At 60.2% G+C, this 22,784-nt stretch carries 20 protein-coding genes and 1 pseudogene; 13 read left to right on the top strand and 8 right to left on the bottom strand.

Annotated features, from left to right (window positions below; translation table 11 throughout):
• Positions 1-2: 2 nt before the first annotated feature.
• A complete protein-coding gene (locus tag ABCW43_RS20320; protein WP_345927767.1) occupies positions 3-1,034 on the top strand; it encodes an L-idonate 5-dehydrogenase in 1,032 nt (343 codons plus the stop codon).
• A 194-nt stretch (positions 1,035-1,228) separates the two neighbouring features.
• Here the strand turns inward: ABCW43_RS20320 and ABCW43_RS20315 are convergent, their stop codons facing one another.
• Both ABCW43_RS20315 and ABCW43_RS20310 read right to left on the bottom strand, forming a co-directional pair.
• Positions 1,229-2,512: an MFS transporter gene (locus ABCW43_RS20315; RefSeq protein ID WP_345928183.1), complete on the bottom strand. Its 1,284-nt coding sequence runs from the start codon at positions 2,510-2,512 to the stop codon at positions 1,229-1,231.
• Positions 2,513-2,710: 198 nt separating this feature from the next.
• Positions 2,711-3,166, bottom strand: coding sequence for a MarR family winged helix-turn-helix transcriptional regulator (locus ABCW43_RS20310; protein WP_046627575.1), 456 nt, complete (start codon positions 3,164-3,166; stop codon positions 2,711-2,713).
• Positions 3,167-3,372: 206 nt separating this feature from the next.
• Between ABCW43_RS20310 and ABCW43_RS20305 the strand changes: the two genes are divergently transcribed.
• The 5 genes from ABCW43_RS20305 to ABCW43_RS20285 are packed head-to-tail and all read left to right on the top strand — an operon-like array spanning position 3,373 to position 8,135.
• Positions 3,373-3,912 carry a flavin reductase family protein gene (locus ABCW43_RS20305; RefSeq protein ID WP_345927764.1) on the top strand — a complete coding sequence of 180 codons (540 nt, stop codon included), beginning with the start codon at positions 3,373-3,375 and terminating at the stop codon, positions 3,910-3,912.
• Positions 3,913-3,922: 10 nt separating this feature from the next.
• Positions 3,923-5,155, top strand: coding sequence for a flavin-dependent monooxygenase (locus ABCW43_RS20300; RefSeq protein ID WP_345927762.1), 1,233 nt, complete (start codon positions 3,923-3,925; stop codon positions 5,153-5,155).
• 41 nt (positions 5,156-5,196) lie between these two features.
• A complete protein-coding gene (gene tsdA, locus ABCW43_RS20295; RefSeq protein ID WP_345927760.1) occupies positions 5,197-6,177 on the top strand; it encodes a gamma-resorcylate decarboxylase in 981 nt (326 codons plus the stop codon).
• Positions 6,178-6,202: 25 nt separating this feature from the next.
• Entirely contained in the window at positions 6,203-7,267 is a 1,065-nt protein-coding gene (locus ABCW43_RS20290; protein ID WP_445738983.1) for a maleylacetate reductase, read from the top strand.
• A 19-nt stretch (positions 7,268-7,286) separates the two neighbouring features.
• Positions 7,287-8,135 (top strand): dioxygenase family protein, encoded by an 849-nt coding sequence (locus tag ABCW43_RS20285; RefSeq protein WP_345927758.1) that lies wholly within the window; start codon positions 7,287-7,289, stop codon positions 8,133-8,135.
• A 442-nt stretch (positions 8,136-8,577) separates the two neighbouring features.
• On the opposite strand, the gene ABCW43_RS20280 is transcribed toward ABCW43_RS20285, so the two are convergent.
• Positions 8,578-9,477: an AraC family transcriptional regulator gene (locus ABCW43_RS20280; protein WP_345927756.1), complete on the bottom strand. Its 900-nt coding sequence runs from the start codon at positions 9,475-9,477 to the stop codon at positions 8,578-8,580.
• Between the two features lie 165 nt (positions 9,478-9,642).
• Between ABCW43_RS20280 and ABCW43_RS20275 the strand changes: the two genes are divergently transcribed.
• On the top strand, positions 9,643-10,401 hold the full coding sequence (locus ABCW43_RS20275; RefSeq protein WP_345927754.1) for an SDR family NAD(P)-dependent oxidoreductase: 759 nt from the start codon (positions 9,643-9,645) through the stop codon (positions 10,399-10,401).
• A 238-nt stretch (positions 10,402-10,639) separates the two neighbouring features.
• Here ABCW43_RS20275 and ABCW43_RS20270 read toward each other — a convergent pair.
• From ABCW43_RS20270 to ABCW43_RS20260, 3 genes and pseudogenes are all read right to left on the bottom strand, one after another.
• Positions 10,640-10,834: pseudogene (locus tag ABCW43_RS20270) on the bottom strand (integrase core domain-containing protein); the annotation flags it as partial.
• Between the two features lie 384 nt (positions 10,835-11,218).
• A complete protein-coding gene (locus ABCW43_RS20265) occupies positions 11,219-11,692 on the bottom strand; it encodes a methyltransferase family protein (protein ID WP_345927752.1) in 474 nt (157 codons plus the stop codon).
• 21 nt (positions 11,693-11,713) lie between these two features.
• Positions 11,714-12,607, bottom strand: a complete 894-nt coding sequence (locus ABCW43_RS20260; protein WP_345927750.1) for an NAD(P)/FAD-dependent oxidoreductase — start codon at positions 12,605-12,607, stop codon at positions 11,714-11,716.
• 220 nt (positions 12,608-12,827) lie between these two features.
• On the opposite strand from ABCW43_RS20260, the gene ABCW43_RS20255 reads away from it, so the two are divergent.
• On the top strand, positions 12,828-13,475 hold the full coding sequence (locus tag ABCW43_RS20255) for a TetR/AcrR family transcriptional regulator (RefSeq protein WP_345927748.1): 648 nt from the start codon (positions 12,828-12,830) through the stop codon (positions 13,473-13,475).
• Between the two features lie 33 nt (positions 13,476-13,508).
• Entirely contained in the window at positions 13,509-14,372 is an 864-nt protein-coding gene (locus ABCW43_RS20250) for a class I SAM-dependent methyltransferase (protein ID WP_345927746.1), read from the top strand.
• Between the two features lie 299 nt (positions 14,373-14,671).
• Here ABCW43_RS20250 and ABCW43_RS20245 read toward each other — a convergent pair whose 3' ends face one another.
• A complete protein-coding gene (locus tag ABCW43_RS20245) occupies positions 14,672-15,256 on the bottom strand; it encodes a TetR/AcrR family transcriptional regulator (protein ID WP_345927744.1) in 585 nt (194 codons plus the stop codon).
• Positions 15,257-15,354: 98 nt separating this feature from the next.
• Between ABCW43_RS20245 and ABCW43_RS20240 the strand changes: the two genes are divergently transcribed.
• Genes ABCW43_RS20240 through ABCW43_RS20230 form a run of 3 tightly spaced genes read left to right on the top strand, consistent with a single transcriptional unit; the run spans position 15,355 to position 20,215 of the window.
• Positions 15,355-16,464 carry an efflux RND transporter periplasmic adaptor subunit gene (locus ABCW43_RS20240; RefSeq protein ID WP_345927742.1) on the top strand — a complete coding sequence of 370 codons (1,110 nt, stop codon included), beginning with the start codon at positions 15,355-15,357 and terminating at the stop codon, positions 16,462-16,464.
• Entirely contained in the window at positions 16,464-19,577 is a 3,114-nt protein-coding gene (locus tag ABCW43_RS20235) for an efflux RND transporter permease subunit (RefSeq protein ID WP_345927740.1), read from the top strand. The genes ABCW43_RS20240 and ABCW43_RS20235 overlap by 1 nt, the downstream gene beginning before the upstream one ends.
• Positions 19,578-19,618: 41 nt before the next feature.
• Positions 19,619-20,215, top strand: a complete 597-nt coding sequence (locus tag ABCW43_RS20230; protein ID WP_345927738.1) for a TetR/AcrR family transcriptional regulator — start codon at positions 19,619-19,621, stop codon at positions 20,213-20,215.
• Positions 20,216-20,460: 245 nt separating this feature from the next.
• On the opposite strand, the gene ABCW43_RS20225 is transcribed toward ABCW43_RS20230, so the two are convergent.
• On the bottom strand, positions 20,461-21,420 hold the full coding sequence (locus tag ABCW43_RS20225; RefSeq protein ID WP_345927736.1) for a helix-turn-helix domain-containing protein: 960 nt from the start codon (positions 21,418-21,420) through the stop codon (positions 20,461-20,463).
• A 121-nt stretch (positions 21,421-21,541) separates the two neighbouring features.
• Here ABCW43_RS20225 and pobA point away from each other — a divergent pair, with 121 nt between their 5' ends.
• Positions 21,542-22,714, top strand: coding sequence for a 4-hydroxybenzoate 3-monooxygenase (pobA, locus tag ABCW43_RS20220; protein WP_345927735.1), 1,173 nt, complete (start codon positions 21,542-21,544; stop codon positions 22,712-22,714).
• Positions 22,715-22,784 lie beyond the last annotated feature (70 nt).

Below are 22,784 nucleotides of genomic sequence, written 5' to 3'. Positions count from 1 at the left end.
CCATGAAAGCCGTCGTCATCCATGCCGCCAGGGATCTGCGCATCGAGGAACGGGAGGTCGAGGCGCTCGGCCCCGGGCAGGTGGAAGTGGCGATCGAGGCGGGCGGCATCTGCGGTTCCGACCTGCATTATTACAATCACGGCGGCTTCGGCACGGTGCGCGTCCGCGAGCCGATGATCCTCGGCCACGAGGTTGCAGGAACGATCAAGGCGCTGGGAGAGGGCGTCTCCAGCCTTGCGATCGGAGACCGGGTGGCGGTTTCGCCGAGCCGGCCCTGCAATGACTGCGACTATTGCCTGAAGGGGCAGCAGAACCATTGCCTCAACATGCGCTTCTACGGTTCGGCGATGCCGATGCCGCACATCCAGGGTGCATTCCGCCAGCGGCTGGTCGCCGAACAGTGGCAGTGCCACAGGATAGCCGACGGCGTCTCGATCAACGAGGCGGCGATGGCCGAACCGTTCGCGGTGACGCTGCATGCGGTCAACCGCGCCGGCTCGCTCACCGACAAACGCGTGCTGGTCACCGGCTGCGGCCCGATCGGGGCGTTGGCGATCATCGCCGCGCGTGCCCACGGCGCCCGCGAGATCGTCGTGACCGACGTGATGGGCGCCGTCCTCGACAAGGCGCTGGAGGTCGGCGCCGACCGGGTTATCGATGTCGCCGGTAATCCGGAGGAGCTTGCCGCCTATTCCGCCAACAAGGGTTACTTCGACGTGCAGTTCGAGGCGTCCGGCAACGAACGCGCCGTACGATCAGGCCTGGAGGTGCTCCGGCCCCGCTCGACGGTGGTCCAACTCGGGTTCGGCGGTGATGTCTCCATCCCGCAGAACTTGGTGGTCGCCAAGGAAATCGAGATGAAGGGCACATTCCGTTTCCACGAGGAATTCGGGCTTGCCGTGGACCTTATCGGCAAGCGCCGCGTCGATCTGAAGCCGCTCCTCACCGGCATCTTCCCGATCGACGATGCCGTCAAGGCCTTTGAGACTGCCGGCGACAGAACCCGGTCGATGAAGGTGCAACTGGCTTTCTAGCAATCGAACCCGGGTCAACAAGATCGGTATCAGAGAGGATGAAACCGCACCTCTGCCGGTATCGCTGTGTGTCCTTACCGATCGCGCGGCTGACACAAGAGTAAAAGGCGGCTTGCGAGAAGCCGCCTTTTACATTGATAGGTTCAATACCTGCAGAATTGCTTGCCTTTGGCCTGCCGACATCCCGGCGAGATTCAAATAGCCTTTTTCTTGTACAGCAGTGTCGCCAGAGCCAGAACGCAGCCCACCGCGCCGACGGTCGCGAAAATGTAGAAGTTCCATTGCGGTGCAAGTCCTGCTCCCAGGACGGCACCGCCGATGGCGGGCCCGATCATCCCCCCGACGCGACCGATGCCCAGCGAAAAGCCAAGCCCAGTGCCGCGAATCTCGACCGGGTAGAGATTCCCGACCAGGACATTGGCTAGAATCTGGGTTCCGATCGTTCCGGTTCCAGCCAGCGCAACCAGACCGTAGACCTGAAGGCCCTGGCCTACTTGGGTCAACATCCAGATGGAACATGCGCCGAGGAGGAACATTGCCGCCACGACGATCTTGACATTGCCGAGGTCGGCAATTCTCGCACCGATCAGCAGACCGATTGCCGCACCAAGATTGAGCGTGACGGAGAAGAGAAGGGCGGAACCGAGGTCGTAGCCCATCTTGTTCATGATGGTCGGCAGCCAGTTCACCATGCCGAAAGTAAGCAGAAGCGAACAGAAGTGGATGCCCCAGGCGTTCAGGGTCGGCAACAGACGGCCTTCGGAAAACAGCGACTTGATACCTGCCTGACGCAGAGCAGCAGGCCTTGGATTAGGATTGGGCAACCCATACTGATCTGTTATCCGATTGGCTTCTGCCTGGCGGTTCTTGGTCGCAAGCCACTCCGGCGATTCCGGGAGGAGGCGCAGGAACAGCGGAAGAAGCAGTATCGGTGCGCCGCCGATGATCATCAGCACGCGCCAACCGTAAGTCTCGATCAGCATAATGCCGAGAACGCCCGAGATGATGCCGCCGGCGAGATAGCCGAGAAGCGCCGTCGAGTAGGCCATGGCTTTTCGCTTGGGCGGAGAAAACTCGATGATCAAGGCAGTTACCGTCGGAAACAGCGCGCCCAGGCCAAGACCGGCGAGAAAACGGGTTCCTTCGAAAATCAGGAAGCTCGGAGCCAAGCCGCTGCCGATCATCATCACCGAAAAACTCAAGAGGCTCCCGATTATGACTTTGCGACGGCCGATCCTGTCGGCAAGGGTTCCGGCAATCAGGGCGCCGAGCAGCATGCCGAACAGGGTGATTGACGCGGCTCTTCCAACCATGCCGGGCGTTAGAGCCCAGCTTCCTTCTCGAAGCAGTGAAGGTGCAACCGCACCATAAACGATAAGGTCATAACCATCGAAAAGGATCAACAGGCCGCATAGGGCGATGATCATATTCGGGCTGCGGACGCGTGCCTTGGCGATAGCGACATCTTGTATGGTCATTTTTCCTCCCCACACATTTGAGTACAGGAAGTACACTCCCGCCATCGGCAGGCCAGCATCAATCCATGTACAAATCCTCCGGATCGTCGTCGGCGTGTTTCCTCCCACACCGGACCCTCATCCCGAAGAGAGATGATGCCAGGACAACGATTGGCGCGCCATTAAATACTTGCAGATAAAATATTTGCAAGTGCAAATTTACTGGTCGCTGGTTTTCCCTTTGCCGGACATGGCCGGCAGATTGCTGTGCATCCGCTTCAACGCACTTTTCAGCGCGGTGACCTCCTCTTTGGACATGCCCTGCACGGCCGTGGCCTCGAGTTCCATGGCAAGCGGCATCAGCTTTTCAGTCAGCGCCTCCCCCTGTGGGGTCAAGCGAACGATGACGATGCGGCCATTGTCCTCGGGACGGGTTCTGGAGACCAGCTTGCGTTTCGCCAGAGTGCCGACGAGCCGCGAGAGGGTGGAGATTTCAACCGAGACGACGTCGGCAAGGTCCCCAAGCGTGCTTTCCTTGCGCTCCCTCAACATTGCCAACACTCGATACATGGCGACGCTGAGATCGTTCTCGGCAATTCGTTGTGAGAAGACCTCGGCGATACGCACGCCCGCACGGTTGAGCAGGTAGGGAACTGAATCGGTAAGTTTGTACATGTCTCAGTCTGCTGGCGAAATCTCGTGTGCGGCTGACCGCGGCTTGTTCCGACATGCACCTAAATGGCCCAAATGACAACACGAGCCGCTGGATCACTTCGCAAAAAGGAGCAGCATTGAATGAGAAACTGTTCGCCGTCTAAAATTTGCATTGACAATATTTGCGTTTGCAATAATTTAACGCCAAGGAGACTCGGGAGGAACTCATGTCTGCCACAGCTGCCGCCGGCCCTATGCCGGCAATTCCGCCAATCAGCGATGCGTTTCGCGCGACCATGCGCAGGTTTCCAGCGACGGTCACCGTGATATCCGCCTGCCGTAACGGGACCGATCACGGCATGACCGCAACGGCGGTGACATCGCTTTCCATGGACCCACCTTCGCTGATTATCTGCCTGAACAACCGCACTTATCTGCACGACATGCTGCTGGAGGTGCCTGAATTTGCCGTCAGCGTTTTGACGCACGAACAGGTTTCCGTATCGGAAGGGTTCAGCGGCAAGATCGCTCCGGAACGTCGGTTCGAGGCGGGCGATTGGGTTCGCCACGAACGGGGCATGATGGTCCTGGATTCGGCCCATGCCGCCGTGATTTGCCGTCGCATGGGTGCCGTTCCCTATGGAACCCATACGATCTTCATCGGCCAGGTGATAGACACCCGTCTTTCCGACGATACCACCCCGTTGATGTACGAAAACTCGAATTATTGCGCGCCACAGCACGCGCCTTTTACCTCCCATAACTGAGGGCAGTTCCATGAACAGTACAGCAGCCTTGTTTCCCGCTTCGATGCGGGCAGAAAACGCATGTCTTGCCAAGCGGATCGCGCCGGTTCTTGATGAGATCCGCGCCACTGCCCGTGATACCGAGAAGGCGGGGCGCGTGCCGGCCTGCAATATCGACCTGCTGCGCGGCGTCGGGTATTTCGATATCGTCAAGCCTGCTCGTTTCGGCGGTGACCAGGGTTCCTTCGCAGAGCTTGTCGATGCCAATATCGAGTTGTCGTCGGCCTGCGCCTCGACCGGCTGGGTGGCGGGACTTCTCTCGGCACATCAGTGGCTTCTTGCGATGTTCGACGAACGGGTTCAGCAGGAAGTCTGGGGCACGAACCCCGATGCACTTATTTGCGGTTCCTATGCGCCGACGCGCATGGCGGAGCGCATGGAGGGCGGGTTTCGCCTTTCCGGCGACTGGGCCTTTGCGAGCGGTTGCGAAAATGCGCAGTGGGCATTGTGCGCTGCCATTGTCCCGCCAAAAATCGAAGGAGCGCGCGCCATCCCGTCCTTTCTCCTGGTGCCTGCCAGCGATTACACGATCGCCGAGACCTGGGATGTCGTCGGCCTGGCCGGCACCGGTTCCAAGAGCCTGATCCTGAAAGACGTCTACGTGCCCGAGCACCGTATCCTGACTTTCCCGGATGCGACCGCGGGCAGAACGCCGGGCGGACGTGGATATGAGGGCATTGGCCTTTTCAACATTCCGCTCCTCATGGGAATTCCGTTTTGCCTCGGCAGCGCTGCCATCGGCGCCGCGAAAGGCGCGTTGACAAGCTATCTCGACCATATGGGCACGCGGATCACGCGCGGCGCGGTCGCCGGGGGCAACAACAAGATCGCCGAGTTTCCGACCATCCAGCTGAGGGTGGCAGAGGCATCGGCTTCTATCGATGCAGCTCGCGAAATCATGCTGCGTGACGTGGCGTGGGCACAGCAGCTTGCACAGGCACGCGAAAACGGCACGGCCGAGATTACCGAGGAAGACAGAATTCTGGCACGGCGCACGCAGTCCTTCGCCGTCAGCCTGTCCCTGCAGGCGGTCGAAGCCTTGAACGCCTCCACGGGCGGTCTCGGTCTCCAGATGTCCAACCCCGTCCAGCGGGCATGGCGGGATGCGAATGCCGTCGGACGCCACATTTCGATGAATTGGGACGCCGTTGGGACCATGGTCGGCCAGCATCTCTTAGGTCTGCCGCCCAAGGGTCAGTACTGACCCATACACATCCATTCTAGATCTGAGAAAGAGAGAGTATCGTGCAAGGTAAAATAGCGCTTGAAGAACACTTCGCCATTCCCGACACGCTGCAGGATTCAGCAGGCTTCGTGCCTGGAGACTACTGGACCGAACTGTCGGCCCGCCTTCTGGACATACAGGACAAGCGCCTGCGGTTGATGGATGCCCACGGCATCGACAAGATGATCCTTTCCCTGAACGCTCCGGCTGTGCAGGCTATCCCGGACAAGGCCAAGGCCGTGGAAATCTCCCGACGCGCCAACGACTTCCTGGCGGAGCAATGCCTCAAGAACCCCAATCGCTTTCTGGGTTTCGCAGCACTCCCCCTGCAGGATCCGGATGCGGCGATACAGGAACTGCAACGCTGCGTGACGACGATGGGCTTCGTCGGCGCGCTGGTGAACGGGTTCTCGCAGGAAGGCGACGGCTCGAATCCGCTCTACTACGACCTGCCGCAATACCGTCCGTTCTGGGCGGAGATGGAAAAGCTCAACGTTCCTTTCTATCTCCACCCGCGCAATCCCCTGCCGCAGGACAGCCGGATCTATGCCGGCCATTCGTGGCTGATGGGCCCGACCTGGGCCTTCGCACAGGAAACCGCCGTGCATGCGCTGCGGCTCATGGGATCAGGTCTCTTTGACGAGCATCCCGGCCTGCGCATCATCGTCGGTCATATGGGCGAGGGGTTGCCTTATATGATGTGGCGGATCGACAACCGAAATGCTTGGGTCAAGGTCGAAAAGAGCTATCCCGCCAAGCGCCGCATCGCCGATTATTTCAACGAGAACTTCTACATCACCACGTCGGGAAATTTCCGTACCCAGTCGCTGATCGACGCCATGCTGGAAATTGGCGCCGACAGGATCCTGTTCTCGACCGACTGGCCGTTCGAGAATATCGACCACGCCGCCGACTGGTTTGATAGCGCCACGATCTCGGAGGCAGATCGCCTGAAGATCGGCAGGACCAACGCAGTTTCGCTGTTCAAGCTCGATCGTTGAACATGGCGCAACGAAGAGGGAGTCGATGGGTGTGGTAGCGTCCTTCCAATACAATATCGGTCCGGCAAGGGTCATTTTCGGACCCGGCTCGCTTGGCCAGCTCGCCGAGGCAATCACGGGACAGGGCTGCAAGCGCGCCCTGATCCTGTCCACCCCGCATCAAAACACGGATGCCAGGGGTGTTGCAGCCGCCCTCGGCCCGCTTTCGGCCGGCCTGTTTACCGATGCCACGATGCATACGCCGGTCGATGTGACCGAGCGGGCGATGGCGGCTTATCGTGCCGCCGGAGCCGATTGCGTCGTCTCTTTCGGGGGCGGATCGACGATCGGCCTCGGGAAAGCAATCGCCTATCGCAACGATGCGCCTCAAATCGTGGTTGCGACGACTTATGCCGGTTCGGAAGTGACGCCGATCCTTGGCCAGACGGAAAACGGTGAAAAGACGACCGTCCGGGCCGCCAGCATACTGCCCGAGGTCGTCATTTACGATCCCGAGTTGACCGTCGGGTTGCCGGTCGCCATGAGCGTGAGCAGCGGCCTCAATGCGATGGCCCATGCCGTAGAAGGTCTTTACGCACGGGATCGCAATCCGGTCTCCTCGATGATGGCTATGGAAGGTCTGCGCGCCCTGAAGCAGGCATTGCCGCGGATTCTGAACGAAACGCAAGATCTCGGCGCGCGGGGGGACGCACTCTATGGAGCGTGGCTTTGCGGGACGGTGCTTGGCACGGTTGGCATGGCCCTTCACCACAAACTCTGCCACACGCTGGGTGGCAGCTTTGACCTGCCGCATTCAGAAACCCATGCGATCGTGCTTCCGCATTCCGCCGCCTACAACGCCCATGCGGCGGCAGATGAACTGAAGTCGGCGGCCGACCTCTTCGGGGGCTCACTGGGAGCCGGTCTCTACGACTTTGCCGCGTCGATCAACGCTCCTGCGGCGTTGAGAGATCTCGGCATGAAGGAAGCCGATCTCGACCGTGCAGCCGATCTGGCCACCCGCAACCCCTACTGGAACCCGCGTCCCATAGAGCGCCAGGCGATCCGCGCCCTGCTGCAAAACGCCTGGGAGGGCGCGCGACCGCAATAACGCGTTAGGAGGACTTTTAATGTCTCGATATTTCAGCGAGGAGAAATCCGCAGAAGCGGTCAACGGGCGCATGGCCCCGGACATAGCGCCACGACTGGCGGAGGTCATGGCGTCGCTTGTCACGCATTTGCATGCCTTTGCAAAGGATGTCAGCCTTACCCAGCAGGAGTGGGAGATGGCAATCAGTTTCCTCACCCGGACAGGCCATCTTTGTCACGACGAGCGGCAGGAGTTCATCCTGCTGAGCGACACGTTGGGTTTTTCCATGCTGGTCGATGCCATCAATAATCGCCGGCCCGATGGGGCAACCGAAAACACTGTATTCGGTCCGTTTCACGTCGAAGGAGCGCCACTGCGCCGGATGGGAGAGACGATCTCCCTGGATGGCAGGGGCGAGAGTTGTCTTTTCACCGGCCGCGTGCTGGATCTTGACGGCCAGCCTGTCGGGGGTGCGCGGATCGATGTCTGGTCGGACAATTCCGACGGGTTCTACGACGTCCAGCAGCCGGACATTCAACCAAAATGGAACAATCGCGGGATTTTCGTGACAGGCGCCGACGGCGCCTATAGTTTCGTCGGCATCAAGCCGGTTTCCTACCCGATCCCCGATGACGGTCCGGTCGGCCAGATGTTGAGATCGCTGGGCCGCCACCCATATCGCCCTGCCCATACCCACTATCTGATCACTGCGGAGGGATACCAGAAGCTCGTTACCCACACGTTTGTCGGCGACGATCCCTATCTGGAGTCGGATGCGGTCTTTGGGGTGAAGGACAGCCTAATCGCTCCCTTCGAGCGGATCGGTCAAGCGACGATCTGGCGCTCCGATTTCAATTTTGTCCTGACCCCCTTGGATTGCCGCGGATGACCGTTGCCCGCTACGCGATTTCCGGTTCTGGCGGGCTGCCGAACGTTACCGACGGCCTGAAGACACAAGGCGTACAGTCTGGATGTAAAACAGGTTCTTTCCATTGTTCGGAGAGACGATCACTCGGGTCTTGCTGTTCGCCTTGAATTCTGGGATCAGATACGGCAACCCCCGCCGAAGGCGGGTAACCTCGCCTGCTGCGAGCCGGGATGATGCACTCACCCTGGCCGGCATTCACAGCCAGGTGGCAGCCTCGCTCATGCCCGCTGAACGGCGGTTCGTATCTCATCAGGATCTGATGCACGCCCTATCGCTGCTGTACCCCGTCGCTCGAACTTGCAAGCGACGTTCTCAGGCAGTTGCGCGTCTTCATTAGAGCCGTTCCTGGCGTTGAGGGGCGCCCTGAAAGCGGTGTTCAGAGCCTACATGTACCCGCGACCGCTCAGGCAATTTCCGGACTGCCGATCGCCTGCCGGATCTGACGGACGTCGCGGGCAGGTGGTGCACCGAATTGCCGGAGATATTCCCGGCTGAATTGCGAGGCGCTCTCGTAGCCGACAGCGAAGGCCACATCCGATGCGCTACGATCGCCAGCGAGCAACAGCTGTCGCGCTTCCTGCAATCGGAGTTTCTTTTGATATTGGAGCGGGCTCAGGCCGGTCAGAGCCAGAAAATGGCGATGCAGGCTGGCCCGGCTCATCCCGCTGGCATCGCAGAGCGCCTCGATGCGCAAACGGATGTTGTGATTGTCCCTTATCCATCCCACCGCACGCCTGATGCCGCCCAGCGCACCCTCGGGTTGGGCGATCTGGCGCAACAGCCGTCCCTGTGGACCTTGCAGGAGACGATAGAGCAATTCACGTTCCGCCATGGGGGCAAGAACGGGAATATCGGCCGGCGTGTCGAGCAACGACAACAGGCGCAGCAAAGTGTCGCGCAGCGGCGCTGTCATCGGATTGATCGCGATGCCGATACCCGTGGGGTCGGCGTCGCGTACCTGAGGCATCGTGGAAGCCACATCGGCCAGCAGAGCCGGCTCCAGAACCAGTGACACCGCGACATAGGGTCGACCATCTTCGGCATCGAGTATCTGGCCGATCAGCGGCAGGTCCAGGGCGCTGATGAGGTACTGCGCGGGGTCGTAGCTCAAGAGATCGTCGTTAATCGCCACGTGCTTCGAGCCTTGCAGAATGAAGCAGATCATCGAGCGATAAAGGCAGGGTGCCTTGCCGGTAGTCGCTTGTCCCACGCTGATTTCCACCCGGGGGATCGACGTGAGGGTTAGCCCCGTTGGCGCGTGGCGCAGTGCAATGTCGAGATGCGGCATGAGATCTTCGGCCATCGTCAAGCTATGCCATTGTTTATCCGGCTCGTAAAGCGATTGAGACAATCAGGCAAAACGTTGAGCGTATCGGGCGGGCGCGCCGACGCCACATCGCCTATCTTGGGACCATCGGAACGGCGCCGTGGCGGCGCTCCCCGCATGACCATTAGGCAAGGGCAAAGCATGACCAACCAGATCGCACTCATCACCGGCGCTAGCCGCGGCCTTGGCCGCAACATGGCGCTGCATCTCGCCAAACGCGGCGTCCACATTATCGGCACCTACCGCAGCGGCGCGGTGGAAGCCGAGGCGGTGCGCCAGGAAATCGAGGCAATGGGCGGAAAGGTCGCCATGCTCGCCCTCGACGTCACCAATACGGAAAGCTTCCCGACCTTCGCTGAGCAGATGTCGGAAACCCTGAAGACCGTTTTCAACCGCGAGCGGTTCGACCTTCTCGTCAACAATGCCGGCAACGGCCTGTTCGCCAACTTTACTGATGCGACCGAGGCGCAGTTCGACTCGCTGGCTACGACGCATCTTCGCGGACCGGTCTTCCTGACGCAGAAGCTGCTGCCGCTGATCGAGGATGGCGGGCGCATCCTGAACGTCTCGTCCGGCTTCGTCCGGTTCACGCTGCCTGGCTATAGCCTCTATGCGGCGATGAAGGCGGCGGTCGAGGTCCTGACCCGTTTCATGGCGGTCGAGCTTGGCGCGCGCCGTATCCGGGTGAACGCCATCGCGCCCGGCGCCATCGCGACCGATTTCGGCGGCGGTGCGGTGCGCGACAATGACCATGTGAACGCCTATGTGGCGCAGGGCATCGCATTGGGCCGCGTCGGCCTGCCGGACGATATCGGCAGGGCGGTTGCCGCCATCCTGTCCGACGACATGGGTTGGGCGAACGGTACGACCTTCGACATCTCCGGCGGGCAGTTGCTGTAGGCGGCTCTGGCAGTCCGATGTAAATCCACGACGAGATGTTTCAGACAAAGGATGCGCTTGCAGCAATGGCCGCCGTAATGTTCATCACGGCGGCCGGGGCTCCGACGTGCGAGACATCCAACAAGATAAGGAAAAATAAGATGCCGACACCAATTGAGATTGTGACCGCATTTTGCGCCGGCTTCCCTGAAGATGGCGGGGTAATCCTCCTCGTTTTAACGGGGTTCAGCTGTAGAATTCACGCGGCCATTTTCAGTTTCTGAGCGGGTGTAATGCCACCAATGCCCATATTAGGCCGTTCGTGGTTATATGTCCAAAGCCACTGTGTGGCGATCTCCTGCACCTGCGTTATGCTGTCAAAGATATCCAGATCGAGCCATTCATGCCGAACAGTTCGGTTGTAACGCTCGACATAGGCGTTCTGCTGAGGCTGACGTCCGCGGCGACCAAGCTCGGCAAGGAAGGGGGGCGCGGTCGGCGGATGGTCCGGGAAGCCGTGCAAGACGAGCATCGGTTGACCATCGAGATCACCACCCTGCAGCGCGTGAAAGGTGCCGTGTGGCAGGTCGAAGGTGACGTGTTCGAACTCCATGTGTGTCAGCCTTTTCCAAGAGCGGTCGGACGAGATGCCGACGCTGGCTTCGGTGTCTCTGGTTTTGGTCACGTGTGTCTCCTCAGGCGCCGGGTGAACCGCCGGGTCAGCCGGCCGGTCGGTCTTCAATGACACCGGCCCGCAACCTTCAGAATATGATAGCTCGCGGCAAGGAGGCCGGTGCTGATCTATCAGAAGGCCCCGCAGGCGGCAGCGGCGGAATAGTCAGAGCCAGCGGCGAACCTCGGCCTTGTAGCGGCGGTAGTCGTCGCCGAACTTCGCCTCGAGATAGCGCTCCTCGCGGGCGATCACCTGCGTCTGGATCGCGATCAGCACCAACGGGAGCAAGGCGAAGGCGATCGGCCCGTCGAAGCCGATCGCAAGGCCGGCATAGATAAGCGCCATGCCGAGATACATGGGATTGCGGGTCCACCGATAAGGACCGGTCGTTGCGATGAGGGTCGTTGGCCGCGATGGCGGAATGTTGGTGCCCAGCCGCCGGAACAGCCCCGCTGCCGCCAGCATCACCGCCGCGCCGGCAACGAACAGCAGCGCGCCCGTCGCGACCAGCAATCGCCAGTCGATGCCGAAAGAGCGCAGGGTGACGAACCGCTCCGCCGCCAGCCCCAACAGCAGCGCTCCGAGATAGACGAAGGGCGGAGGGAAGCGCACACCCGCGCTGTCCGGTTCGACGGCCATGCTCATCTCCAATCTGTGCTCTCAAACCAGCATCGACTGCTGGGCGGAGATACCCGCCGTCGCGCCGTGCCATATTGCCGTGGTGACCGAGGGAATTCCGGGGTTGGCGAGGTCGCCGGCAGCATAGATGCCGGGTATGCTGGTTTCGCGGCGCTCGTCGGTCTTGATAGCGATGCCGGTTGGCGTATTGACCGTGTCGAGGCCGAGTGCTTCATGCAAGCTTGCGGACGGCTTGTTGCGCGGATGCGCGAACAGGATATCGACTGCGACATCGGGGCCAGTATCGAGCTTGATAGTGGCATTGTGGTCCCCGCGGCGGGCGATCCCGGTGATCCGGCCATCAACGACAGGTACTTTTCGGCCCGCCAGATCGGCCCGGATGTCGGGTGCGATGTCATGACCATCGGCAAAGACCGTCAGCCTGTCGGTCCAATCGTGGAATAGCCTGACCTGATTCATCGACTGCGGGCCGGACCAGACGAGGCCCCAATGCTGGCCGGCGACTTCGAAGCCGTCGCAATAGGGGCATGGGATGATGGATGTGCCCCAGCTTTCGGCAAATCCCGGAACAGCAGGCATTTTGTCGACAACGCCATAGCTAAGGATCAGGCGGCGCGCTCCAAGGCTCTCGCCATCGCCGGTGAGGACGGAGAAATTGTCGATGGTACCGGAGATGCTGTCGGCGCGGGCATTGAGCAACCTTATCGCGGGATAACGCGCCAGTTGCTGCCGCGCCTCGGTCAGGATGTCCGATGGCGGCTTGTGATCGTGGCCGAGCACTCCGTGCGAGCGGCCTGCGAAGCGATTGCGTGGCAGGCCGGTATCGAGAACGGTGACTTTGCGGCGGGCACGGCCGAGCTGCAGGGCTGCGGCGAGGCCGGCAAAGCTGCCGCCGATGATGATGACATTATCCATGGTGATAAGCTCCGAGTTGCGGATCGAGTGCGTTGAGTTGGGCGTGGCCGCGGCCTGGGCACGGGGGACGCCGATGGTGGAAAGCGCGGGCCAGCTTCAGCAGTGTTCGTCGTTGCATGGCACCCTCGTGTGTAGGTCGGTGCATTTTGGCTTGCATATTTGTGAAACTGAATGGTATCGTAATTCGATAATAAAGATACTGTCAAGGACTGGAATTGACGTGACCGAAAATAGTCGAGGCCGGCGCGGTCGGCCCGCAAACGAGACGCTTGGCCAAACCATAGTCGACACCGCGGGCGAACTCTTTGCGGAACTGGGTTTCCAAGCGACGACATTGGACAAGGTCGCCCAGCGAGCGAAGATATCCAAACTCAGCATTTACAGGCACTTCGAGAACAAGGAGGCGCTGTTCGGCGCGGCCTTTGCGGCCCGCTGCCAGCAGTTTATACCAGAGACCCTGTTTGAAGGTGTCGACGGTTCGGCAGAAGATCAGCTCATGACGGTGGGATCATCGCTGCTTCGCACGCTGTTGCGCCCGGAGGTCCGCAATGTCGAAGCCATGGTCTTGGCCGACGTCACGAGTCAAAGGTCATTGAGCAAACTCCACTACGAAGCCGGCCCCGCCCATATCATCGCCCAGATCGAGGCCCTGTTGCGTCAGTTGCATGCGAAGGCGGTTCTGAACGTGCCCGATCCTCTCCGGTCCGCCCGCTTGTTTGCCGCGCTTTTCAAAGGATCCGATCTTTTGATTATCGCACGCTTCGATGAGGCGAGAGCAGAGGACGACAACGAAATCGAATCCTATTGCCGTTCGGCCGTCGCCATGTTCATCGCCGCGCACCGTGGCAACGGCCACGCGGGCGGATAGCCTGGTTGGAACGGATCAGAACATGGATATGGCATGGCAGAGAAAAATGTTTATCAGGTAGCCGACTGGAAGGGCCAAAGCGGGGAGCGCTGGGTCGCTTACCAGGTCCGGCTCGATGCCATGATGGCGGTGTTCGGCCAGGCCGTGATCGAAGCCGCCGCGCCCGTCACGGGCGAACGCGTGCTGGACGTCGGCTGCGGCGCGGGGGCGTCTAGTCTGGATCTGGCCGCCCGCGTCGGCGCGGGAGGCCATGTGCTGGGCGTGGACATATCCGAACCGCTGATCGGCAGAGCGCGCGCGCTGGCGCCGCAGGATACGCCCGCCCTGTTCCAGGTGGCCGACGCCAGCAGCACCGTGTTGCCCGAGGGCGCGTTCGACATCCTGTTCTCGCGCTTTGGAGTGATGTTCTTTGACGATCCTACGGCGGCGTTCGCTCATATGCGCCGTGCGCTCAAGCCGGGCGCTCGGGTCGCTTTCGTCTGCTGGCGCGGCATGGCCGAGAACGACTGGGTGCGCTTGCCGATGGGCACGATGAAGGGCATCCTCCCGCCCACGGCGCCGCCCGATCCCGAAGCGCCAGGCCCGTTCTCGTTCGGCGACCAGGGGCGGGTGACGCGTATCCTGACGGCGGCCGGCTTCACCGATATCGCTATCGCGCCATTCGATGCCTCCATCCCGTTCGGCAAGGGGGAGACGCGGGACGCGGCGCTCGACGACGCGGTGGAGATGACACTTGAAGTCGGCCCGCTGGCGCGCGCGCTCGCTGATCAGACCGACGATATCCGAGCCCGCGCCTCGGCTGCGGTTCGTGCCGTCTTCGCAGGCTGCCCCGGTGAGCGGTCGGTGATGATCAACGGCGCGGCGTGGATCGTCACCGCTCGCAATCCGGCAAGCTGACAGGGATCAACAGGGGTAGACGCCCGGTCTCGATGGCTCGGCGCAGACTGTGACACGACCGACCCCGCACCGCTTGCGGCCGGGACGCAGAGGAGGTCGGGCGGCTGGCTGGACCCGTAAAAATAGGCATGCCTTCACCCTCCCGACCTACGATGTGGTCAGACCCTGTTCTCAAAACATGCAGTTTGCGCAGGGGGCCTGTAGTGCGCATTCACCGACGCGGATGGCAGCTATACTTCGGCCCTTATCCGCACCAGTTCATCGAACCAGGCGATAGCTTTTGAAAAAGAAGGATCGCTTCAGGCGACACCTTCACCGCGTGCAATGCGCCTGACTTCGCCGGCGGCCGCGTCGAGGATGCCTTGCGACAGATTTTCGTCCTGCATGATGCGGGATAGCGTGACGGCGCCCACCATGAGAGACAGTATCGCCATGGCTTTACTGCTGGGATTGGAGCTCTTGGCGTCGTCCATCAGCTCATCCAGAACCTCGAAGTGAGCGCGGACACCATCCTCAAACGGACGCCTGACCGCTTCACTCTGCCGCACCGCGTCCGATCCCAATGCTACTAGAGGACAACCGTCGGCCTTTTCCCCGAGATGTCCCGGTGAGAGATAGAACTCCAGGACAGCTTCGAGAGGATCGGAGCTCGCAGCCGCCGTCGACCATCTGCGGGTAGCGCTTTCCAGAGCGCGCCTGGACGCCTGGGCTGCAAGATCGTCCTTGGACGAGAACTGCTTGTAGAACGCGCCTTGGGTCAGGCCGGCCCCCTTCATCAGATCCTTGAGGCCAATCCCGTCGAAGCCGTGCTCTCGAAACAGACGGCTGGCGACGTTGATCACCGTTTCCCGATTTTCCTCAGCCTGTGCTCGGCTCACTCTCATATCGATCTCCGATTAGATTTCACTTGACATCTATAACACAAATAGAGTTAGATCGCAATCTAAATCGTCCAGGTCGATGGTCAAGAAGAGAACTTAAGATGAAACGCAAACATGTCCTGACCTTCGTGGGTCTTATGGCGGCGGGGGCCGCTGCCTTCTTTCTGGTTTTCGAAACGCCAAAAGGGGAAGCAGAGGCTGCGGACCCAAGGACTGCCTCGCCACTGGTAAGGGTAGCAGAGGCGACGAGGACTGAAACAGCGGCTCGCTCGTTTACCGGCACGGTCGCTTCGCGGGTACAGAGCAACCTCGGTTTTCGGGTTCCGGGCAAGATCGTCCAGCGGCTGGTCGATGCGGGCGAGCAGGTGAGAAAAGGCCAGGCCCTGATGCGGATCGACGAAACCGATCTCCAGCTCGCGCTGACGGCGAAGCGCAATACGGTTACCGCAGCGCGTGCTGTCCTGACCCAGGCACAGGCGGACGAGAAACGGTATGCGACGCTGGTGAAAAATGGATTGGCTGCCACTCAACAGCGTTATGAACAGGCAAAGGCGGCACTGGACACGGCCGCGGCACAGCTTGCCGCGGCTGAAGCAGACGCCGAGGTCGCCGAAAACGCTGCCAATTATACTGTTCTTGTCGCAGATTCGGATGGAACAGTCGTCGATACTCTGGGAGATCCGGGACAGGTGGTGGCCGCGGGGCAGACGGTGGTCCAACTGGCGCAGGCCGGGCCGCGTGAAGCTGTTGTCTGGCTACCTGAAACCTTACGGCTGGACATTGGATCCGAAGCGCAAGCCAGTGTTTATGGAGGTGATGGTCTCAGCGGAAAGGCTAGGCTGCGACAGATTTCCGATTCTGCCGACCCGCAAACGCGGACCTACGAGGCGCGTTATGTTCTCGAAGGCGCGGCTGCGTCTGCTCCACTCGGCTCGACGGTGACGATCAAAATATCGGACGCGAACAGGCAGTCAGAGGTCGGTGTTCCAGTCGGTGCCATCCTGGACGACGGCAGCCGCACAGGGGTGTGGACTATCAACAATGTCACATCCACCGTGAACTTCACGCCTGTCGAGATCAAACGGATCGGCGACGAGACGGCGTTTGTCACCGGCGTCGGGGTCGGTCAACAGGTTGTCGCTTTGGGTGCGCATCTGCTTGAAAATGGCGCAACCGTCAGGATTGCCTCGCAGCAAGAGGTGGCAAAATAATGAGCTTCAATCTTTCCGCCATCGCGGTTCGTGAACGCGCCGTTACATTATTCTTTATTGTTCTGTTGGCCGCCGCCGGGGTCTATGCCTTCGTCAAGCTGGGCCGCGCTGAGGATCCCTCCTTTACCATCAAGACTTTGACGGTCACCTCAGTCTGGCCGGGCGCCACCGCGCGTGAAATGCAGGATCTTGTTGCCGAGCCACTCGAAAAGCGCATCCAGGAGCTCACATGGTACGACCGCGTCGAAACCACGACGCGGCCCGGCTACGCATTCCTCACGGTCACACTCAAGGATAATACGCCGGCGTCCGCAGTTGAAGAGGAGTTCTACCAGGCGCGAAAGAAGCTCGGCGACGAAGTCCGAAATCTTCCTCCGGGCGTCATGGGTCCGTTCGTCAATGACGAATACTCGGATGTGAGCTTTGGCCTTTACGCTTTGAAGGCGAAGGGGATGCCGATGCGCGACCTCGTGCGGCAGGCCGAGGTCATCCGGCAGGATCTCCTGCATGTTCCCGGTGTCAAGAAAATCAACATCCTCGGGGAACGTCCCGAACAGATCTTCGTCGAATTTTCTTACGCCAAGCTGGCGACGCTTGGAATATCGGCGCAGGATATCGCCGCAGCGTTGCAAAGACAGAACACGGTTACGCCCGCAGGCTCGATCGACACGCGTGGGCCGCAGGTCTTCATCCGTTTCGACGGAGCCTATAACAGCGTGCAGGCCATTGCCGACACGCCGATCGTGGCTGCCGGACGGACGCTGAAGCTTTCCGATCTGGCGGATGTGCGGCGCGGCTACGAGGATCCCGCGACCTACATCATCCGCCATGAGGGCGAGCCGACGATCATGTTGGGTGCGGTTATGCAATCGGGCTGGAATGGCCTTGAGCTTGGCAAGGCGCTTGAAGCACGATCCGCCGCGATCGCGCAGACATTGCCGCTGGGCATGTCGCTCACCAAAGTCAGCGATCAGGCCGTCAACATCGATGAGGCGGTCGGCGAATTCATGCTCAAGTTCGCCATGGCGCTCGGTGTTGTGCTATTCGTGAGCCTGGTCGCACTCGGTTGGCGTGTCGGCATTGTTGTCGCGCTCGCCGTGCCGCTGACGCTCGCCGTCGTCTTCCTGATCATGCTGGAAACCGGACGGTTCTTCGACCGCATCACGCTCGGCGCGCTCATCCTCGCGCTCGGCCTTCTCGTGGACGACGCCATCATCGCCATTGAGGTCATGGTGGTGAAGATGGAGGAGGGCATGGATCGCATCAAGGCGGCCGCTTATGCCTGGAGCCACACGGCGGCGCCGATGCTGTCCGGCACGCTCGTCACCATCATCGGACTGATGCCCGTTGGTTTCGCCAAATCGACCGCAGGTGAATATGCCGGCAACATCTTCTGGGTCGTGGGATTTGCCCTGACCGTCTCCTGGTTTGTTGCAGTGATCTTTACGCCGTATATGGGCGTGAAGATGTTGCCTGACATCAAGCCGGTCGAGGGTGGGCACCACGCCATCTACGATACGCCGAACTACCGCCGCCTGCGCTCACTCATCGAGTTTGCGGTTCGCCATAAATTCATAACCTGCGCTGTGGTCGGCATCACGATGGCTGTCTCGGTTGTCGGGATGGGAGGTGTAAAACAGCAGTTCTTCCCGACATCGGACCGGCCCGAGGTTCTGGTCGAGGTTCGCATGCCTGAGGGTACGAGCATCGAAGCCACGACGGCCGCAGTGGAGAAAGTCGAAGGCTGGCTGCAAACCCAGCCGGAAACCAAAATCGTCACCAGCTATATAGGGCAGGGCGCTCCGCGCTTTTTCTTTGCCATGGCGCCCGAGTTGCCCGATCCTGCCTTCGCCAAGGTCGTTGTGCTCACGCCCGATGCGCATGCACGAGAAGAGCTGAAGCATCGCCTTCGCACCGCAATCTCTAACGGCCTTGTGCCAGAGGCATCCGTACGCGTCACGCAGCTCGTATTTGGCCCCTATACGCCGTTCCCAGTCGAGTTTCGGATCACGGGACCAGATCAGGAGGAACTGTACAAGATTTCCGAGCAAGCTCTGGCAATCATGAAGGGTGTGCCCGATGTCCGTCAGGCCAATCGCGATTGGGGCAACCGAACCCCTGTGCTGCGCTTTGTCCCTGATCAGGAGCGGCTTAATCTGATCGGTCTTTCACCTTCGGAGGCGGCCCAGCAGATGCAGTTGCTGCTCAGCGGCATTCCTGTCACGCAGGTGCGCGACAATATCCGCAACGTGCCCGTCGTCGCACGAAGTGCTGGCGAGAACCGCCTCGATCCATCACGGCTTGCAGACTTTTCTCTGATGAGCAGGAATGGCCGCCAGATTCCCCTCGATCAGATCGGGCATTCCGAGATCCGCTTTGAGGAGCCGATCCTGAAACGTCGCGACCGAACGCCGGTCATCACGATCAGGTCCGATATCAACGAGGCGACACAGCCCCCCGAGGTTTCGCAACAGGTGATGAAGGCGCTTCAGCCGCTGATCGCATCGCTTCCTGTCGGATACCGCATCGAGATGGGCGGCAACATTGAGGAATCCCTCAAGGCCAATGTCGCACTCGTCCAGGTCTTCCCGCTCATGATCGCTGCCATGTTGATCATCATCATCCTGCAGGTTCGCAGCCTGTCGACGATGACAATGGTGATGCTGACCGCACCGCTTGGCCTTGCCGGAGTGGTCCCAACATTGCTCTTCTTCAATCAGCCGTTCGGCTTCAATGCCATTCTCGGATTGATAGGATTGGCGGGTATCGTGATGCGCAACACGCTGATCCTGACGGAGCAGATCAAGGAGAACCAGGCGGCAGGTCTTGACGACTATCACGCGGTCATCGAAGCGACGGTGCAGAGGACACGTCCTGTCATCCTGACCGCGCTCGCAGCCGTTCTGGCATTCATCCCTCTGACCCATTCGGTCTTCTGGGGGTCTATGGCCTACACGCTGATCGGCGGAACGGCAGCAGGCACCGTGATGATCCTGCTCTTCCTACCGGCGCTATACGCTGTGTGGTTCCGGATCAAGCCTCCGAAGCAAGAGAGCCAGCCGGAAACCATTGTCGATGCGCCGCAATTTGCCGGGGCCATGGCCGCGGAATAGCGCAGCTCTTGAAGCGAGACGCCATGAGTCGCCTTACCCCAATGGAGATTGACATCGACGTCTCGCGGGAGCGCATTCTGGATGTGGCGGAAAAACACTTTCGCCGCATCGGTTACCAAAAGACATCGGTTGCCGACATTGCGTCCTCCCTGGGAATGAGCACCGCGAATATCTACCGGTTCTTCCCCTCAAGGGCCGTGATCAACAGGTCGATCTGTGGCCGCTTCCTCGCGGAAACTGTTCAGTGCGCAGAGTCGATCTCTCGGATGCGGGCTCCTGCACAGGAGAAACTCGCAAACCTGTTGATCTGCCTCCACCAGAATCGAAAAACGACCTTCATCCAGGAAAAGACGGTCCACGATTTGATCGTCGTCGCAACGGAGGAGAACTGGGCGATTGCCAGGACCCATGGCGACGAGATCGCGGCGATCATCGAGATGATCGTATCGGAGGGGATTGAAGCAGGTGCGCTTGGTGTTGAGGATGCCGCGCAAGCCGCCCTGAATGTGATGAACGCCTTCACGCCGTTCTACCACCCCGTCCTCGTCGAGCAACAAGTTCGAAACGGCGAAGATACCGAAACAGGTCTGCGTGACCAGATCCACTTTTTTCTGAAGGCTTTGGGTGGGGGTGCGTAGTATCGTCCGCTGGCTGGCCGCGCTAAGCCACGGGCTGGCGCCGCCCGCCAGAATTCGATCGTGGTCTGGCCGGAACCCTACGGATGTCGCTCGACGGCAATTGCGGTTGCCTCTCTGCAATGGCCGCTATCGCATGCGCAGCGCGGCATCATCTGTCGGTCAGGTTTCGCTTTCGCATAACGGGCGCCTCGTACTGCTTACAAAAATCACCTCATTCTGCAAGCAGAACCATTTGAAACCGCTCATCAAGAATCGCGCTGAAAATCGTCGGTGCTCCTACTGAGATCAACGGTTCTCAACGCAACCTGGCCACCAATCGCCATATCGAGTCGCGTTCTTTCCTTCACACGCCATGTTCGCGGGGTCAGGCCGGTCTCTTTGAGGAAAAACCGTGAGAAATAGGCGGGGTCGGCGAAGCCGAGGCGTAGTCCGATTTCGCCTGCGGAGGCGATCGAGAACAGCAATTCCCGTTTTGCTTCTTCGATAAGTTTGGCGGAGAGAAGGTCGTGCACAGTATGTCCCGTCATCGCCCGGGTAATGCGGTTGAGATGCGTCAGCGACATGCCCAGTTCGGCGGCGTAGAAGAATGCCGGCTTATGCGCGCGGAAATGTTGCTGGATAAGGCCGCTCAAAACCTCCATCCGACGTTCTCCGCCTTCGGCCGGAAGCTGACTGGTTTCAGCCTCGTGCGAGATCCGCGCTGTCAGTCTGAGTGCCTGCGTGACATAGGCGGCCAGGAGTTCGTTTCGGCCGCTGCGGCGGTGCTCGAATTCCTCACCGAGCCGCCGCAGGGTCAGCATTGCGAACGCCGCCTCGTCATTTTGCGGATCGAGCCGCGTCACACGCGCTGCTGCCAGCCAGTCGCCAAAACGGCTTCGTTCCGACGATGAATGGCCAAGATGCGAGGTGAGGATCGTAATGACCAGGCCCTCGATATCACGCGAAAAGCGAAAACCGTGGTTCACGCCGGGCGGGATCGTGACGACCACCTGGGGATCCAATGGGTGGACTCTGCTGTCGAGGGTCGCGTCGCCCGATCCTGCTTCGACATATATTATCTGAAAAAATGACTCGTGTCGGTGCAGGCGTATTTCCCAGCGGTGAAGGCTGCTCCGCGACTTGATAGTCTCACAATGCAGCCAAAAATCGGGCTCCTTGCCGCTGTTTTCACCATAGAGATGATAGGTAGGCACACGTCTCGCCACGAGGCTTCTCCGGAAGATAATGTGAGATTAGTGCAATTTTTGGTCCGAATTGTCCATTGCTTCTGCAATCGCGTCCGCTCACTATTTGGCAAAAGACAAGTTTGATTTTGGGAGGAAAGGGTTGCGTACTCAGGTGGCCATCATCGGCTCCGGCCCGTCCGGTCTACTGCTTGGCCAGCTTCTGACGGAGGCGGGCATCAGCAACATCATTTTCGACCGCGTGAGCAAGGATTATATCCTCGGCCGCGTCCGCGCCGGCGTGCTGGAGGAAGGCACTGTTCGGCTCGTTGACGAGGCGAAAGCCGGTGCTCGCATGCATGTTGAAGGCTTGCCACACGATGGGTTCTCACTTGCATTCGACGGGCGTGATCACCGGATCGACCTTTATGGTCTCACCGGCGGCAAGCGGGTCATGGTCTATGGTCAGACCGAATTGACGCGCGACTTGATGGAGAGCCGCGAAAAGAGCGGTGCCGAGACGATCTACGAGGCAGGCAATGTCCAGCCGCATGACTTCGACAGCGCCGCGGCCTACGTCACCTACGAAAAGGACGGCACGACCCATCGAGTCGATTGCGACTTCATCGCCGGTTGCGATGGCTTCCATGGGGCGAGCCGCAAGGCTGTGTCGCTCGATGCGATGAACATCTTTGAGAAGATTTATCCATTCGGCTGGCTCGGCGTGATGGCGGAGGTTGCGCCGGTCAGCCATGAGCTGATCTATGCCAACCATCCGCGCGGTTTTGCGCTCTGCTCGATGCGCTCGCCAACCCGCAGCCGCTATTACATCCAGTGCGCCCTCGACGAGAAGATCGAGGACTGGAGCGATGACCGGTTCTGGGACGAACTTCGCCGCCGCCTGCCTGCGCATCATGCGGAAGCGCTGATCACGGCGCCGTCGTTTGAAAAGTCGATCGCACCGCTCCGGTCCTTCGTTGCCGAGCCGATGCGTTTCGGCAGCATGTTCCTCGTTGGCGATGCGGCACACATCGTACCGCCGACCGGGGCGAAGGGTCTGAACCTTGCCGCGAGTGATGTGTACTATCTCTTCAACGGATTGCGGGAGCACTACCATGAACGTTCCGCTGCCGGCATCAATGCCTATTCCGAAAAGGCGCTCGCCCGGGTGTGGAAGGCCGTACGGTTTTCCTGGTGGATGACGACGATGATGCATCGCTTCCCTCAGACGGGCGAATTCGACCAGAGGATCCAGGAAGCCGAGCTGGACTATCTGACGCATTCGCGGGCAGCATCGACGGCGCTTGCGGAAAACTATGTGGGCCTGCCGTATTGATGGCATGCCATCGCCAGCGGGCTTCTTGGATGAATTTCGATTGTAATCGGTGCACAAGCTACGGAGGCGT

It is taken from the genome of Neorhizobium tunisiense, from assembly GCF_039631515.1.
Lineage (GTDB): Bacteria > Pseudomonadota > Alphaproteobacteria > Rhizobiales > Rhizobiaceae > Neorhizobium.
This window is presented reverse-complemented; position numbering and strand designations above follow the sequence as displayed.